The 12,339-nt window shown below is 72.6% G+C and carries 13 protein-coding genes; 8 read left to right on the top strand and 5 right to left on the bottom strand.

What is annotated here, in order from left to right:
- Positions 1–78 precede the first annotated feature (78 nt).
- Entirely contained in the window at positions 79–438 is a 360-nt protein-coding gene (locus tag ACFQS7_RS08005) for an STAS domain-containing protein (protein WP_380066515.1), read from the bottom strand.
- A gap of 135 nt (positions 439–573) precedes the next feature.
- Here ACFQS7_RS08005 and ACFQS7_RS08000 point away from each other — a divergent pair, with 135 nt between their 5' ends.
- The 3 genes from ACFQS7_RS08000 (at position 574) to ACFQS7_RS07990 (ending at position 2,368) form a co-directional block, all read left to right on the top strand.
- The gene (locus ACFQS7_RS08000; protein WP_380066514.1) at positions 574–1,587 is read left to right on the top strand and encodes a glycosyltransferase family 4 protein; all 1,014 of its coding nucleotides are present in this window, start codon (positions 574–576) and stop codon (positions 1,585–1,587) included.
- 80 nt (positions 1,588–1,667) lie between these two features.
- Positions 1,668–2,024: a Lin0512 family protein gene (locus tag ACFQS7_RS07995; RefSeq protein ID WP_380066513.1), complete on the top strand. Its 357-nt coding sequence runs from the start codon at positions 1,668–1,670 to the stop codon at positions 2,022–2,024.
- Positions 2,021–2,368 carry a Lin0512 family protein gene (locus tag ACFQS7_RS07990; protein ID WP_380066512.1) on the top strand — a complete coding sequence of 116 codons (348 nt, stop codon included), beginning with the start codon at positions 2,021–2,023 and terminating at the stop codon, positions 2,366–2,368. The genes ACFQS7_RS07995 and ACFQS7_RS07990 overlap by 4 nt, the downstream gene beginning before the upstream one ends.
- On the opposite strand, the gene arsC is transcribed toward ACFQS7_RS07990, so the two are convergent.
- From arsC to ACFQS7_RS07975, 3 genes are all read right to left on the bottom strand, one after another.
- On the bottom strand, positions 2,352–2,726 hold the full coding sequence (gene arsC / locus ACFQS7_RS07985) for an arsenate reductase (glutaredoxin) (RefSeq protein ID WP_380066511.1): 375 nt from the start codon (positions 2,724–2,726) through the stop codon (positions 2,352–2,354). The two genes, ACFQS7_RS07990 and arsC, sit on opposite strands and share 17 nt — an antisense overlap.
- Positions 2,727–2,777: 51 nt before the next feature.
- Positions 2,778–3,725, bottom strand: coding sequence for a glycosyltransferase family 2 protein (locus ACFQS7_RS07980; RefSeq protein ID WP_380066510.1), 948 nt, complete (start codon positions 3,723–3,725; stop codon positions 2,778–2,780).
- Between the two features lie 101 nt (positions 3,726–3,826).
- The gene (locus ACFQS7_RS07975; protein ID WP_380066509.1) at positions 3,827–4,762 is read right to left on the bottom strand and encodes a glycosyltransferase family 2 protein; all 936 of its coding nucleotides are present in this window, start codon (positions 4,760–4,762) and stop codon (positions 3,827–3,829) included.
- Positions 4,763–5,010: 248 nt separating this feature from the next.
- Between ACFQS7_RS07975 and ACFQS7_RS07970 the strand changes: the two genes are divergently transcribed.
- The 3 genes from ACFQS7_RS07970 (at position 5,011) to ACFQS7_RS07960 (ending at position 8,938) form a co-directional block, all read left to right on the top strand.
- Positions 5,011–6,222, top strand: a complete 1,212-nt coding sequence (locus ACFQS7_RS07970; RefSeq protein ID WP_380066508.1) for a glycosyltransferase — start codon at positions 5,011–5,013, stop codon at positions 6,220–6,222.
- A 2-nt stretch (positions 6,223–6,224) separates the two neighbouring features.
- On the top strand, positions 6,225–7,661 hold the full coding sequence (locus tag ACFQS7_RS07965) for a lipopolysaccharide biosynthesis protein (protein WP_380066507.1): 1,437 nt from the start codon (positions 6,225–6,227) through the stop codon (positions 7,659–7,661).
- Between the two features lie 347 nt (positions 7,662–8,008).
- Positions 8,009–8,938: an NAD-dependent epimerase/dehydratase family protein gene (locus ACFQS7_RS07960; RefSeq protein ID WP_380066506.1), complete on the top strand. Its 930-nt coding sequence runs from the start codon at positions 8,009–8,011 to the stop codon at positions 8,936–8,938.
- 3 nt (positions 8,939–8,941) lie between these two features.
- On the opposite strand, the gene ACFQS7_RS07955 is transcribed toward ACFQS7_RS07960, so the two are convergent.
- A complete protein-coding gene (locus tag ACFQS7_RS07955; RefSeq protein ID WP_380066505.1) occupies positions 8,942–10,120 on the bottom strand; it encodes a cobalamin-independent methionine synthase II family protein in 1,179 nt (392 codons plus the stop codon).
- A 251-nt stretch (positions 10,121–10,371) separates the two neighbouring features.
- Here ACFQS7_RS07955 and ACFQS7_RS07950 point away from each other — a divergent pair, with 251 nt between their 5' ends.
- Together ACFQS7_RS07950 and ACFQS7_RS07945 are read left to right on the top strand one after the other, a co-directional pair.
- The gene (locus tag ACFQS7_RS07950; protein ID WP_380066504.1) at positions 10,372–11,550 is read left to right on the top strand and encodes an epoxide hydrolase family protein; all 1,179 of its coding nucleotides are present in this window, start codon (positions 10,372–10,374) and stop codon (positions 11,548–11,550) included.
- Complete coding sequence (locus tag ACFQS7_RS07945) at positions 11,547–12,329, top strand: 2-keto-4-pentenoate hydratase (RefSeq protein ID WP_380066503.1); 783 nt, start codon at positions 11,547–11,549, stop codon at positions 12,327–12,329. Before ACFQS7_RS07950 ends, ACFQS7_RS07945 begins: the two co-directional genes overlap by 4 nt.
- The last annotated feature ends 10 nt before the right edge of the window (positions 12,330–12,339 follow it).

Raw genomic sequence — 12,339 nt, 5'->3', positions numbered from 1 at the left:
GGAAAATGGACGCCAGGCGCATCGCGTCAGAGTAGAGGAAAAACCGGTCGCTGCGAAAGAATGCAGGCCAGGGAAAGCTCAGGCGGCGCGCGCGAGGCCAAGCGCGGCGGCGAAGCCGAAGCTACGGCGCGGCGGGACTGGCAGGCCGAGCACCTCACCCAGCCCGAGCTTGCGGAACATCGCCAGCGGCTGGGTCGTGGCGCCTTCAACCGTCATGCAGCGGCCCTGCGCTGCCAGCCGCTTGAACAGGAAGGCGACCGCGCCGAAGCCGCAGCCATCCATGAAGCCGACCGCGGACATGTCCAGCACCACGTCGCCGATGGTCCCGGTGACCACCTGCTCCAGCATCGGCCGCAGCGCCAGGGCGCCTTCGCCATCGAGCGCACCGGAGACCTGGAGACGGAGGCCAGAGCGGTCGTTCGAGAGGGAGGCGGTCATGGCGGCAGTCCTTGTGAAAGCAGTTTCGAAGGGGTTAATCGCAACCTCTATGCCAGCATTGCCGGCTGCACCCTGCGAGTCCGCCCCCCCTGCTGGACGCAATGCCGCAAGCTGCGTTGCAAAATGCGAGAAGCGATGACCCGTGAGATCTGGCTGCTGCTGGACAGTTCCGGCCTGGGCGGCATCGAGAGCCATGTGGCCGAACTCGCCGCCGGCCTGACCGCCGCCGGCCAGGCCCCGCGGGTGGTCTTCCTGACCGATTTCGGCCCGCACCCGCTGCGCGACCGGCTGGATGCCGCGGGCGTGCCGTGGGAGGCGCTGCCGGGTGGCCTCGCTGCCCTGCGTCGCCGGCTGCGCCAGGGCCGCCCTGCCCTGCTGCATACCCATGGCTACAAGGCCAACCTGCTGGGCCGCATCGCCGCGCGGCTGGCCGGCATCCCGGTGGCCAGCAGCTTCCATGCCGGGGAACGGCCGGCCGGTGCGGTCGGGCTCTATGACCTGGCCGATCGCTGGACCGCGGGGTTGGCGGCCCGCGTCGCGGTCAGCCGGCAGATCGCCCGGCGACTGCCCTGGCGGGCCGAGGTGGTCCCCAATTTCGTCGCCCTGCCGGACGCCGCGCCCGGCCCGCGGCCGCTGACCATCGCCTTCGTCGGCCGGATGGTGCCGGAGAAGGGGCCGGACCGCTTCGCCGCCCTGGCCGACCTTGTTCCCGGGCCGCACTACCTCGCCTTCGGCGACGGGCCGGAGCGCGCCGCGGTCGAGGCCGCCGCCGCCGGCCGGGTGGAATTCCGCGGCGCCGTCCCGGGCATGGCCGGGCATTGGGCCGAGGTCGGGCTGCTGGCCATCACCAGCCGGGCGGAGGGCCTGCCGCTGGCGGCGCTGGAGGCCATGGCAGCCGGCGTGCCGGTGGCCGCCTTCGGCCTCGGCGGGCTGCCCGAATTGGTCACCGACGGCGTCGACGGCTGGCTGGCGCCGCCGGACGACCTGCCGGCGCTGGCCGCCAGGCTCGCCGCCTGGGCGGCGCTGGACGCCCCGGCCCGGGCCGCGATCGGTGCCGCGGCGCGGGTCACCATCGCCGCGCGCTTCGGCCGGGAGGCCGGAGTGACGCGGCTGCTGGCGGTCTACCGCCGCGCCGGGGCCGACCTGTAGCCGGAGGCCAAGGGGCAAGGCATGGACGCCCGCCTGCCGGCGCGGGACACTCCCGGCCGGGAAACGGCAGGAGGCGAGGCATGGCCGAGGCGCGCATGGTGCTGCAGATCGGCATGGGCACCGATATCCGCGGAGGCGAGCCGACCAAGGCCGCGGTCCGGGCGCTGCGCGATGCGCTCTGGCACAACTCGCTGACCATCACCCATGCGCTGGGCGTCGATGTCGACAGCATGCGGGTGAAGGTGACGATCGGCGTGCCGCACCCCGAGCGGGTGGACAAGGCCCAGGTCCTCGCGGTGCTGCCGCACGGCACGGGGACGGTCGAGGTGGTCGAGGGCGGGCTCGCTATCCCCACCGAGGACGGCAGCGGCGTGACCCTGCTGGCCCAGGCGGCGGCCGAGGTCTTCCTCGACCTCCCCGAAGGAGCCGCGGCATGACCGGCAAGACCCTCCGTCGCGTCATCCTGGAGATGGGCAGCGGCAACGACCTGCACGGCGGCGACTACACCAAGGCGGCGCTTCGGGCGGTGCAGGACGCGCTGCACCACTCCTCCCTCTCCATGCTGCGGGCGCTCAAGGTGCCCCCGGCCGACATGATGGTCGCCGTCACCATCGGCGTGCAGCGGCCGGACCGGGTCGATCTCGACCGGGTCGTGGCCTCCCTGCCCTATGGTAAAGTGACGGCCAGGGCGGTGAAGGGCGGCCTCGACATCCCGGACCCGGCGAAGGACGACCCGGCGGTGATCGCCAGCGCGGCGATCGTGGTCAGCCTGCCGTTATAGCCACGGCGGGGAGGATTTCCCGCAGCCGCTCGACCGGCCGGCACAGCCGCGTGCCGTCGGGGGCGACGACGAAGGGCCGCTGGATCAGGATTGGGTACGCCAGCATCGCGTCCAGCAGCGCCGCATCGTCCAGCCCGGGATCGTCGAGGCCGAGCGCGGCATAGGCCTGCTCTTTCGGCCGCAGCACCTGGCGCGGGGTCAGCCCGGCCGCGGCGATGGTCGCCGCCAGGGTCGCGCGGTCCGGCGGCGTCTTCAGGTAGTGCAGCACGGTCGGCTCGATCCCGGCCGCCCGCAGCAGCGCGAGGACGGTGCGAGAGGTGCCGCAGGATGGGTTGTGCCAGATGGTGACGCCGGTCATGCCGAATCCCCGATGGTCGGACCGGCAGGATTCCGCAAACCCGCCGTCGCGTCACGCCGGGCGCAGGCCACGCCCGGTCGCCGCCCGCAGCACCGCCGCCGCGGCCGACCGCGCCGCGCGACGGTCCGGCGCCTGCAGCAATGCCTGAACCTGCTTGCCCGCCGCCCGCCAGCCCTGCCCGGCCGCCGCCGCCGCCTCGGCCTCCGCGACCAGCAGCCGTGCGGCACAGCGCCGCGCCGCGCCAGGGTCCAGCCCCGCCGCCGCCGCCCGGTGCCGCGCGGCCACCAGCCGCAGCGCCGCCGCCCGTGCGGCCGTGTCCTGCGACAGGTTGCCCGGCCGGTGCATCAGGTAGTCGGTGCCGACCAGCGGCACGCAGCCGACCGGCGCGCGGGCCGCCAGCCGCAGCCACAGGTCCCAGTCCTCCGCCTGGCGCAGCGACTCGTCGAACCCGCCCGTTTCGCGCAGCAAGGCGGTGCGGACCATGACGGTGGAGGTGCCGACCACATTCTCGGCGAACAACTGGGCCAGCGCATCCGGGCCCAGCAGGAAGGCTTCCAGCCAGGCGCCGTGCCGCGTCCGGAAGCCCGGCCAATAGCCGAAGCAGGTGCCGCGGTCCTCCCCGGCTTCGGTCACGTGGCGGTAGTCGGTGAAGGAGAAGCCGAGTTCCGGCCGCGCCGCATGCAGCGCCAGCTGGGCCGCGAGCTTGCCTGGGCGCCAACGGTCGTCCGCGTCGAGGAAGGCGACGAGCGGCGCCGCGGCCACCGCCAGCGCCGCGTTGCGCGCCGCCGCGGCGCCGCGGCGCGGCCCCGTCAGGGGCACGATCCGCGCATCCGCCGCGGCCAGCCCGCCGAGGAGCTCGCCGGTTCCGTCAGTCGAGCCGTCATCGACCACCAGGATCTCGACCGCGGCCTTCGCCCCGATCGAGGCGATGCTGCCTCCCAGCCAAGGCGCCGCGTTGCGGGCCGGGATCACCACGCTGCATTCGGGGCCCTGCGGCATCGCCCGGTATCCTCTGGGTGCAACCAGTGTCCTGATATGCACCGAAGGGTCGTGCATGGCGAATTGCGGCGCGGCAGGCCAGGTCCCACCCGCCCCTGGCATCACGCCGGGGCGCCCGCCGGCCCGCTGAAGACCCCACGGATCGCCTCCCGCACCACGCGCCGGCTCGGCGCGATCGCCAGGGCGCGCAGCCGCAGCAGCAGCGCCGCACGCCGGCGCCCCGCCGCCTCGGCAGCCGCCACAAGCAGCCCGGCCTCGCCGGCCCGGGCCAGGGCCGGGTTCAGCCGTGCCGCGGCGGCGCGGTGTTCGGCGGCGATCGCCGCGATCGCCCGGGCCCGCTTGCCGGCATTGCGCGATACCGCGCCGGGCCGGTGCATCAGGTAGTCGGTCAGCATCGCTGGCACGCAGCCGACCGGGGCCAGCGCCGCTAGCCGCAGCCAAAGGTCCCAGTCCTCGGCCGAGCCCCAAGCGGTGCCGAAGCCGCCCACCTGGCGCAGTAGGTCGGTGCGGGCGACGACGGTCGAGGTGCCGACCACGTTCTCGGCATAGATCTGCGCGAGCGCATCGGCGCCGAGCTCGAAGGCCGGGCCGCCGGCGGTGGGCGCATGCCGCGCGGCGAAATGCGGCCAGTAGCCGAAGCAGCTGCCGCGGTCCTCGCCCTCCGGCGTCACGTGCCGGTAGTCGGTGAAGGAGAAGCCGAGCTGCGGATGCCGCCGGTGCAGCGCCAATTGGCGGTCCAGCTTGCCGGGCCGCCAGCAGTCGTCGGCGTCGAGGAAGGCGACCAGCGGTGCGCGGGCCGCGCCGATCGCAAGGTTGCGGGCGGCGGAAGGGCCGCGGCCCTGGCCGGGCAGCAGCTGGATGCGGCGGTCCTGCCGGGCCAGCCCGGCCGCGAGCTCGGCGGTACCGTCGCGCGAGCCGTCGTCGACCAGCAGGATCTCCAGCCGCGGGTCCGCGCCGATCGAGGCGAGGGCGTTGTGCAGGAAGGGCGCGACGTCGCGCATCGGAACGATGATGCAGGCGCTGGGCAGATTCGGCATCGCGCGGTCTTTTCCTCTCGACCCGTATTGGTCATCGGGCCAGATCACGAAAAGTGGAGCAAATCTTATGCCGGTTCCGCCTGCCGCTTGCGTCGCAAAATGCGGGACTGGCAATGTCCTGGAAATAGGGTTGCGAAATAAGTAGAATCACTCACAGGTTGCGGTTCAGCGCCGGCCAAAGGCCCCGCACGGCCGCTGGACCGATTTCGGCAAGCCCATCCTGGCGAGGCCAGAGGATTCCGCCCGCCATGCCCGATGGTGCCCGCAACGCTCCCGTCGCCACCCTGCATGTGCTGGCGGCCTTCCCGGTGCTGTCGGAGACCTTCATCAGCAACGAGATCCGGGCGCTGCGGGCGCGCGGCCACCGCGTCGTGCCGCTGGCGATCGCCCCCTATGACGGCCCTTGCCAGCCGGAGGACGAGGTGTTCCGCGGCGAGACGGTAGTGCTCGGCGCCCAGCCGCGGGGCGCGGCCCTGTTCGGCGCGATGCTTGGTGCCTTGGCCAACCCGGCCGGCCTGGCCCGGGCGCTGGCCTTCTGTCGGGCGCAGAAGGCGCTGTCGGTCCCGTCACTGCTGCTGGCCGGCGCGCGCGCCGCCCTGGTCGCCCGGCGCGAGGGGGTGGAGCATGTCCATGCCCATTACGCGCATGGCGCCGGGGCGATCGCCATCGTCGCCGCCCGGCTGGCCGGGCTGCCCTGCAGCTTCATGTCGCATGGCTACGATGTCTATGGCGCCCCGGCCGATATCCCGGTGAAGCTGGCCGCCGCCGATGCGGTGATCGCCACCTGCGAGGACATGAGGGCCGATTTCCTGGCCATGACTTCCGGCGCCCCGGTGCATGTCATCCCCTGCGGCGTCGATCCCGCCCGCTTCCGCCGCCCTGCCACGCCGCCGCCGAGCAACGGCCGCATCCTGGCGATCGGCCGGCTGTCCGAGCAGAAGGGCTATCCGGTGCTGATCGAGGCGCTGGCCAGACTGCCGGAAGCCGAGCGCCCGGTGGTCGAGGCGGTCGGCGCCGGCGTGCTGCTGGACGAGCTCCAGGCCCTGGCCGCGGCGCGCGGCGTCGCCGACCGGATGCGCTTCCTCGGCCCCAGGCCGTCCACCTGGATCGCCGAGCACGGCCCGGCCTATGCCGGCTTCGTTGCGCCCTACGTGATCTGCGCCAATGGCGACCGCGACACCTCCCCGGTCTCGGTCAAGGAGGCCATGGGGATGGAACTGCCGGTCCTGGCCAGCACGGTGACCGGCAACAAGGAGATGGTGACGGCGGAGACCGGGCGGCTAATCCCGCCCGCCGATGCCGACGCCCTGGCCGAGGGGCTGCGTTGGCTGGCCGGCTTGGCACCGGAGGAACGTCGACGCCTCGGCGCCGCCGGGCGGCAGCGGCTGCTGGACCGCTTCACCCTGGATTACCAGGCCGAGCGCCTGGGCCAGGTCTTCGCCGGCTGCCGGAGGGCCTGACCATGTTCCGTGCCCGCTGGGCGGCCCTGCCGGACGGGCTTCGCGCCACCCTGCTCTATGCCGGGGCAACCGGCTGGACCAAGGGGATCGGCCTGCTGCTGCTGCCGCTGATCACCGGCCTGCTGCCGGCGGCCGAATTCGGCCGGCTGGAATTGCTCTCCTCCGCCGCCGAGATCGCCGCGGTGCTGGCCGGCGCCGGGCTGGTCGACACGCTCTACCGCTTCGCCAGCCTGCCCGGGGCGGAGGGAAAGCTCGGCGCCGCCCGGGTCACTGGCCTGGCCATCGTCGTCACCCTGATCGGCCTGGCCGGCGCCTTCGCCGCGGCGCCGCTGGGCGCCCTTTTGCCGCTGCCGGCGCTGCCCATCGAGGTCATCCTGCTCGGGATTTCCGTGGCGCTGGAGGCGGCGATCGGCGTGCCGCTTGCCTGGCTACGGATGCAGAACCGCGCGGCGGCCTATGCCTTCATCGTCATCCTGCGCGGCACGCTGCACACCGTCCTGCTCGGCCTGCTGCTCTGGCAGGGGTTCGGGATCGCCGGGATGCTCGGCGCCGGCGCCGCGGCGTCCCTCATGGCGGCGGTGGTGCTGCTGGCCGGCCAGGCGCGGGACACCGGCATCCGGATGCAGCCGGCGGCCTGGCGGCCGCTGCTGGCCTATGGCGTGCCGCTGATCGGCAGTGGCCTCGCCTCCTTCGCGCTCGGCACCGCCGATCGCTGGTTCCTCGCCGGCTCGGTGCCGGCCGAGGCACTGGGGCACTACGCGCTGGCCTCGAAGCTGGCGCTCGCCATGGCCTTCCTGATGCAGCCCTTCGAACTGTGGTGGTATCCGCGCCGGCTCGGGGTCTGGGCCGGGGCGGACGGGCCGCGACACTCGGCCCGCCTGGCCGGCACCGGGGCGGCGGTGACGCTGCTGGCCGCCGCGGTGGCGACGCTGGCTGGGCCGGTGCTGATCCTGGCGGCGACGCCGCCCGCCTACCACCCGGCGGCGGCGATGGTGCCCTTCGTGGTCATCTCGCTGGTGCTGCAGAGCTTCGGCAGCCTGTTCAATATCGGCGCCTATATCGGCCGCACCGGGCGGATGCCCTTTCTGGTGAACTCGCTGGCCGGGGCGGTGGCGATCGCCGCCTACGCGCTGCTGATCCCCCGCTTCGGCATCGCCGGCGCGATCGCCGCGACGGTATTGGCGCAGGGCGTGCGGCTGGTGGTCTTCGCCATCCTGTCGCAGCGCAGGGCGCGGGCGGACTACCCGCATGGCGCCGTCGCCCTGCTGGCGCTGGCGATCGCCGGGGCGGCAGCGATCCCGCAATTTCTGGCGCCCTGGCCAGCCGCCGCCGCCGCGGCGCCAGCTTTCGTCCTCCTTGGGCTGCTGGCCATCCGGCTCGGCCTGCTGCCGGCGCCACGCCTGCCGCGCCGCGGCGGCAGCGTTAACGCGAAGGCGTGAGGAGTGTGCGCCAGCGCACATCGCAAACCGCCGGGCTGCGCCATACAGGTGGGGAGAGGCGAAGTTCCCCTCTGCCTCCCGCTTGGCATTGCAGCTTGCCGCCCACCTTGGCCCGGTCTTGCGGGGCAAAGGGCGGCCCTTGAGACCAGAGCATATTCCTCGCCGCGACCGGGCCCCTGCCCCGGCCGCGGCGATCCCTTTTCCGGCCCGCGGCCGGGCAGCGGCAGCCACGCATGCCGCGGGACGCGGCGCCGACCTTGCGCGATTCCGCCGGAACTGACGGCAAACTGCGAAACTGGACTGGCCCGCCATTCGCAGGGATGGTCGGGTCAAGGCGGAGTGCACCCATGTCCCTTTATGTCGTTACCGGCGGCGCCGGCTTCATCGGGTCCCACCTGGCCGATGCGCTGCTGGCGGGCGGCCACCAGGTCCGGGTGGTCGATGACCTCTCGACCGGGCATCGCCGCAACCTCGATGCGCGGGCCGAACTGATCGTCGGCGACGTCGCCGATGCGGCGCTGATGGGCCAGGTCCTGGCCGGCGCGGCCGGCGTCTTCCACCTGGCCGCCATCGCCAGCGTGGCGCGGTCTAACGAGGACTGGCTCGGCACCCACCGGGCCAACCAGACCGGCACCGTCACCGTGCTCGACGCCGCCCGGCAGGCGGGACGTATCCCGGTGGTCTACGCCTCCTCGGCCGCTATCTACGGCGACCAGGGCGACGGCGCGATCGACGAGGGCGCGGTCCCCGCCCCCAACACCGCCTATGGCGCCGACAAGCTGGGCTCGGAACTGCATGCCCGGGTCGCCTTCACGGTGCACCGCGTGCCGACCATGGGCTTCCGCTTCTTCAACGTCTTCGGCCCGCGGCAGGACCCGGCCTCGCCCTATTCCGGGGTGATCTCGATCTTCGCCGCCCGCATCGGCGCCGGCCAGGCGCTGACCCTGCATGGCGACGGGCTGCAAACCCGTGATTTCGTCTATGTCGAGGACGTAGTGCGCCACCTAATGGCGGGGATGGAGGTGCTGCATGCGGCGCCGCAGGCCACCGTCTTCAACGTCTGCACCGGGCGGGCGACCTCGGTGCTGGAACTGGCGCAGACCCTGGCGCGGCTGGACGGCCGGCCGCTGGCGATCACCTTCGGCCCGGCCCGGGCCGGGGACATCCGTGCCTCGCTCGGCAATCCGGCGGCCGCCACGGCGGTGCTGGGGGTGCGGGCGAAGACCAGCCTGGAGATGGGGCTGCTGGCGACGGTGGGGTCGATGGCGGCGTCCTGAGGCTCAGCCCTTCAGGCCGAGTCGGCGCGAGGCAATCCGCGCGCCCTCGGCCATCGCGGCCAGCTTTGCCCAGACGATGTCCTCCGCCACCCGGCCGCGCCCGGCCGAGGTGTCGAAGCCGCAATCGGTGCCGGCCAGCACCCGGGTCGGGTCGCCGATCACCCGCGCCACCTGCTCCAGCCGGTCGGCCACTACCTCCGGGTGCTCGACGAAATTGGTCAGCGGGTCGATGACACCGGCGACCACCACCTGGCCGTCGTCCAGCGGCAACTCGTTCAGGCAGCGGTACTCGTGTGCGTGGCGCGGATTGGCGATGGGCAGCACCCAGCCGCCGACCCTGGCACGGCCGATCGCCGGCAGGATGTCGTGCATCGCCACGTCGCAGTCGTGCGGGCCCTCGTAATTGCCCCAGCAGGCATGGATGCGCACCCGGTCGCGCGGGATATTCGCCAGCGCGGCGTTGATCACCGCCACCACGCGGTCGGCGAAGTCGATGAAGGCCGAGAGCGGGCGGTCCTGGTAGGACAGATGCCGCTCCATCGCCAGATCGGGCGCGTCGATCTGCAGCACGAAGCCAGCACCGACGATCGCTTCATACTCCACCTGCAGCGCCTTCCCGAGGGCAGCCAAGTAGGCATCCTCGGTGTCGTAGTGCCGGTTGCGCATGGCGGCGGCGATGATCCCGGGCGAGGGCGCTGTCATGAAGGCCTCGGCGAAACCCTGCGGCGCGACCTCCGTCAGCGTCGTCAGGAACTCGTCGCATTCCGCCTGCACCAGGGCGGGATCGAGATAGCGGACCTCACCCACCGCCTCGGGCACACCGTCGCGGTTGCTGACATTGGGGCGTCCTGAGGCGGTAGCGTCGCCCCAGGCCTGGAAACCGGGATAGCGCGCCACGTCGGCGAAGGTCTTGCGGGTCCAGCCGCCGCCGAAGCCGGACATGCGGTGCCGGACATAGAGGAAGAAGGCCTCCCGCATCTGCTCGCCGTTGTTGCCGACATCGATGCCGGCTTCGATCTGCCGGCGGACGACATGGCGTGTCGCGGCGCGGCCGGCGGTGTCGATGGCGGCTTCGTCCACTGTTTCACCGGCGGCGCGCCTCGCATAGAGTTTGGTCAGCGCCGGCGGGCGGGGCAGGCTGCCGGTGTGGGTGCACAGGATGCGGTCATCGCTTCGGCGCATCGTCTTTTCCTCCCAGGAAGCTTTGGTTTGATCCTGGGGGACGGGTGGGTCGGGGGAAAGTACCCCCTGAACCCCATGCCCATTTCTGTCGGTCGGGCGCCTGCCGCGCGGCGACTGCCGACCCAGAAAGAACCCATGGCCGGGGCCCGGCACGAGAAAACCGCTTCCCTGTCCAGCCTTGCCCGACCGGCATCGAGGCTTCCCCATGGCCCGAGCCCGGCGCATCCTCGGCGGCCAGGAGGAATGCGCCCATGGCTTCCAAGCCCCAGCCCTACACGCTGGCCGTCCCGGAGCAGGCCATCGCCGAGCTGCGCGACCGGCTGGCCCGCACCCGGCTGCCGGACCAGGCGCCGATCCCGCCCGGCGGCGACCCTTGGACCTACGGCACCAGCGCCGCCTACCTGGCCGAGCTCGTCGCGCATTGGCGGGACGGCTTCGACTGGCGGGCGCAGGAGGCCGCGCTCAACGCCTTCCCGCAGTACACCGTGCCGCTGCACGGGATCGACCTGCATTACCTGCAGGTGCCGGGCAAGGGGCCGAACCCGACGCCGCTGCTGCTGATGCATGGCTGGCCCGGCTCGGTCTTCGAATTCCTCGACATCATCCCCCGGCTGACCGATCCGGCGGCCTTCGGCGGAGACCCGGCAGACGCCTTCACCGTCATCGCGCCATCCTTGCCGGGCTACGGCCTCTCCTTCGCACCGGGACAGAAGCGGTTCGGCGTGCACGACATCGCCGCCTGCCTGAACGACCTCATGACCGGGGTGCTCGGCTACAAGCGCTATGCGGCGCAGGGCGGCGACTGGGGCGGCATGATCGCCGCCGCCCTCGGCGCGACGCAACGGGAGGCGCTGATCGGAATCCACGTCAACCTGCTGGCGATCCGCCGCGACGCCTCGATCTTCACCGGGACGCCGACGCCGGAGGAGACGGCCTATCGGGCCGAACTGGAGCACTGGATGAAAGAGGAGACCGGCTACCAGTGGATCCAGGGCACCAGGCCGCAGACCCTGGCCGCGGCGCTGGTCGACAGCCCGGCCGGCCTCGCCGCCTGGATCGCCGAGAAATTCCATGCCTGGAGCGACAACGACGGCCGGATCGAGAGCGCCATCGACCGCGAGCGGATGCTCGGCAACATCGCGCTCTACTGGTTCACCGGCGGCATTGGCGCGTCCTTCTGGCCCTACTACGCGCGGATGCACGGGCCCTGGCCGATCCCGGACGGCCGGACGGTGGACGTGCCCACCGGCTACGCCCAATTCCCGCGCGAGATCATGCGGCCGCCGCGCAGCCTGGCGGCGCGCGCCTACACCGATATCCGCCGCTGGACGGTGATGGAGAAAGGCGGGCATTTCGCCGCGATGGAACACCCGGCGGCGCTGGCGGCCGAGGTGCAGGCCTTCTTCCGCGCGTTGCGGAGCCCGGCATGAGCCTCGATGGGTTGGCCATCGAGGCCGCTGCCGCGCCGTTGCGCCGGCACGTGGCGGCGCGCACGCGGATGGCGGCGCTGCCGCCGACCATCCGGCCGAAGACCCGCACCGAGGGCTATGCGGTGCAGGCGAGGGTGGTACCGGGCGAGATCCTCGGCTGGAAGATCGCCGCGACCAATGTCGCGGGGCAGCGGCATATCAATGTCGATGGCCCACTGGTCGGGCGCTACGTCGCCGGAATGGTGCTGGAGGATGGCGCCGAGATCTCGCTGCGGGGGAATGCGATGCTGGTGGCGGAGCCGGAATTCGCCTTCACCCTCGCCCGCGACCTGGCGCCGCGGGAGGCCGCATACATCCGGGACGAGGTTATGGACGCCGTCGGGGATTTGCGCATCGGCATCGAGGTGCCGGACAGCCGCTTCGCCGATTTCACCGCCGCCGGCGGGCCGCAGCTGATCGCCGACAATGCCTGCGCGCTGCTGCATGTGCTGGGCCCGGCCGCCGAGGATTGGCGCGGGCTGGACCTGGCGGCGGCGACCTGCCTCGCCCATGTCGGCACGCGATACGAGCGCGAGGGCGTCGGCGCCAACGTGCTGGGCGACCCGCGCATCGCGCTTACCTGGATGGTCAACGAGATGACGCGGCTGGGCACCACGCTGCGGGCTGGGCAGTTCGTCACCACCGGCACCTGCGCGACGCCGCTGGCGATCGAGCCAGGCGATGCCGTGCGTGTCGATTTCGGCCGGCTTGGCACGGTCTCGGTCCGCTTCGTAGAATGAGCGCGAACCA

This window comes from Dankookia sp. GCM10030260, assembly GCF_042666655.1.
In the GTDB taxonomy this organism is placed as follows: Bacteria; Pseudomonadota; Alphaproteobacteria; order Acetobacterales; family Acetobacteraceae; genus Paracraurococcus.
The sequence above is the reverse complement of the archived record's forward strand: the minus strand, read 5'-3'. Positions and strand labels throughout refer to the sequence as shown.

What these genes read in the sequence shown, in the direction of transcription:
- ACFQS7_RS08005 (WP_380066515.1), bottom strand. Translation starts at nt 438, where the DNA reads ATGACCGCCTCCCTCTCGAACGACCGCTCTGGCCTCCGTCTCCAGGTC.
- ACFQS7_RS07945 (WP_380066503.1), top strand. Translation starts at nt 11,547, where the DNA reads ATGAGCCTCGATGGGTTGGCCATCGAGGCCGCTGCCGCGCCGTTGCGC.
- ACFQS7_RS07975 (WP_380066509.1), bottom strand. Translation starts at nt 4,762, where the DNA reads ATGCCGAATCTGCCCAGCGCCTGCATCATCGTTCCGATGCGCGACGTC.
- ACFQS7_RS07990 (WP_380066512.1), top strand. Translation starts at nt 2,021, where the DNA reads ATGACCGGCAAGACCCTCCGTCGCGTCATCCTGGAGATGGGCAGCGGC.
- ACFQS7_RS07970 (WP_380066508.1), top strand. Translation starts at nt 5,011, where the DNA reads ATGCCCGATGGTGCCCGCAACGCTCCCGTCGCCACCCTGCATGTGCTG.
- ACFQS7_RS07950 (WP_380066504.1), top strand. Translation starts at nt 10,372, where the DNA reads ATGGCTTCCAAGCCCCAGCCCTACACGCTGGCCGTCCCGGAGCAGGCC.
- ACFQS7_RS08000 (WP_380066514.1), top strand. Translation starts at nt 574, where the DNA reads ATGACCCGTGAGATCTGGCTGCTGCTGGACAGTTCCGGCCTGGGCGGC.
- ACFQS7_RS07955 (WP_380066505.1), bottom strand. Translation starts at nt 10,120, where the DNA reads ATGCGCCGAAGCGATGACCGCATCCTGTGCACCCACACCGGCAGCCTG.
- arsC (WP_380066511.1), bottom strand. Translation starts at nt 2,726, where the DNA reads ATGACCGGCGTCACCATCTGGCACAACCCATCCTGCGGCACCTCTCGC.
- ACFQS7_RS07995 (WP_380066513.1), top strand. Translation starts at nt 1,668, where the DNA reads ATGGCCGAGGCGCGCATGGTGCTGCAGATCGGCATGGGCACCGATATC.
- ACFQS7_RS07960 (WP_380066506.1), top strand. Translation starts at nt 8,009, where the DNA reads ATGTCCCTTTATGTCGTTACCGGCGGCGCCGGCTTCATCGGGTCCCAC.
- ACFQS7_RS07965 (WP_380066507.1), top strand. Translation starts at nt 6,225, where the DNA reads ATGTTCCGTGCCCGCTGGGCGGCCCTGCCGGACGGGCTTCGCGCCACC.
- ACFQS7_RS07980 (WP_380066510.1), bottom strand. Translation starts at nt 3,725, where the DNA reads ATGCCGCAGGGCCCCGAATGCAGCGTGGTGATCCCGGCCCGCAACGCG.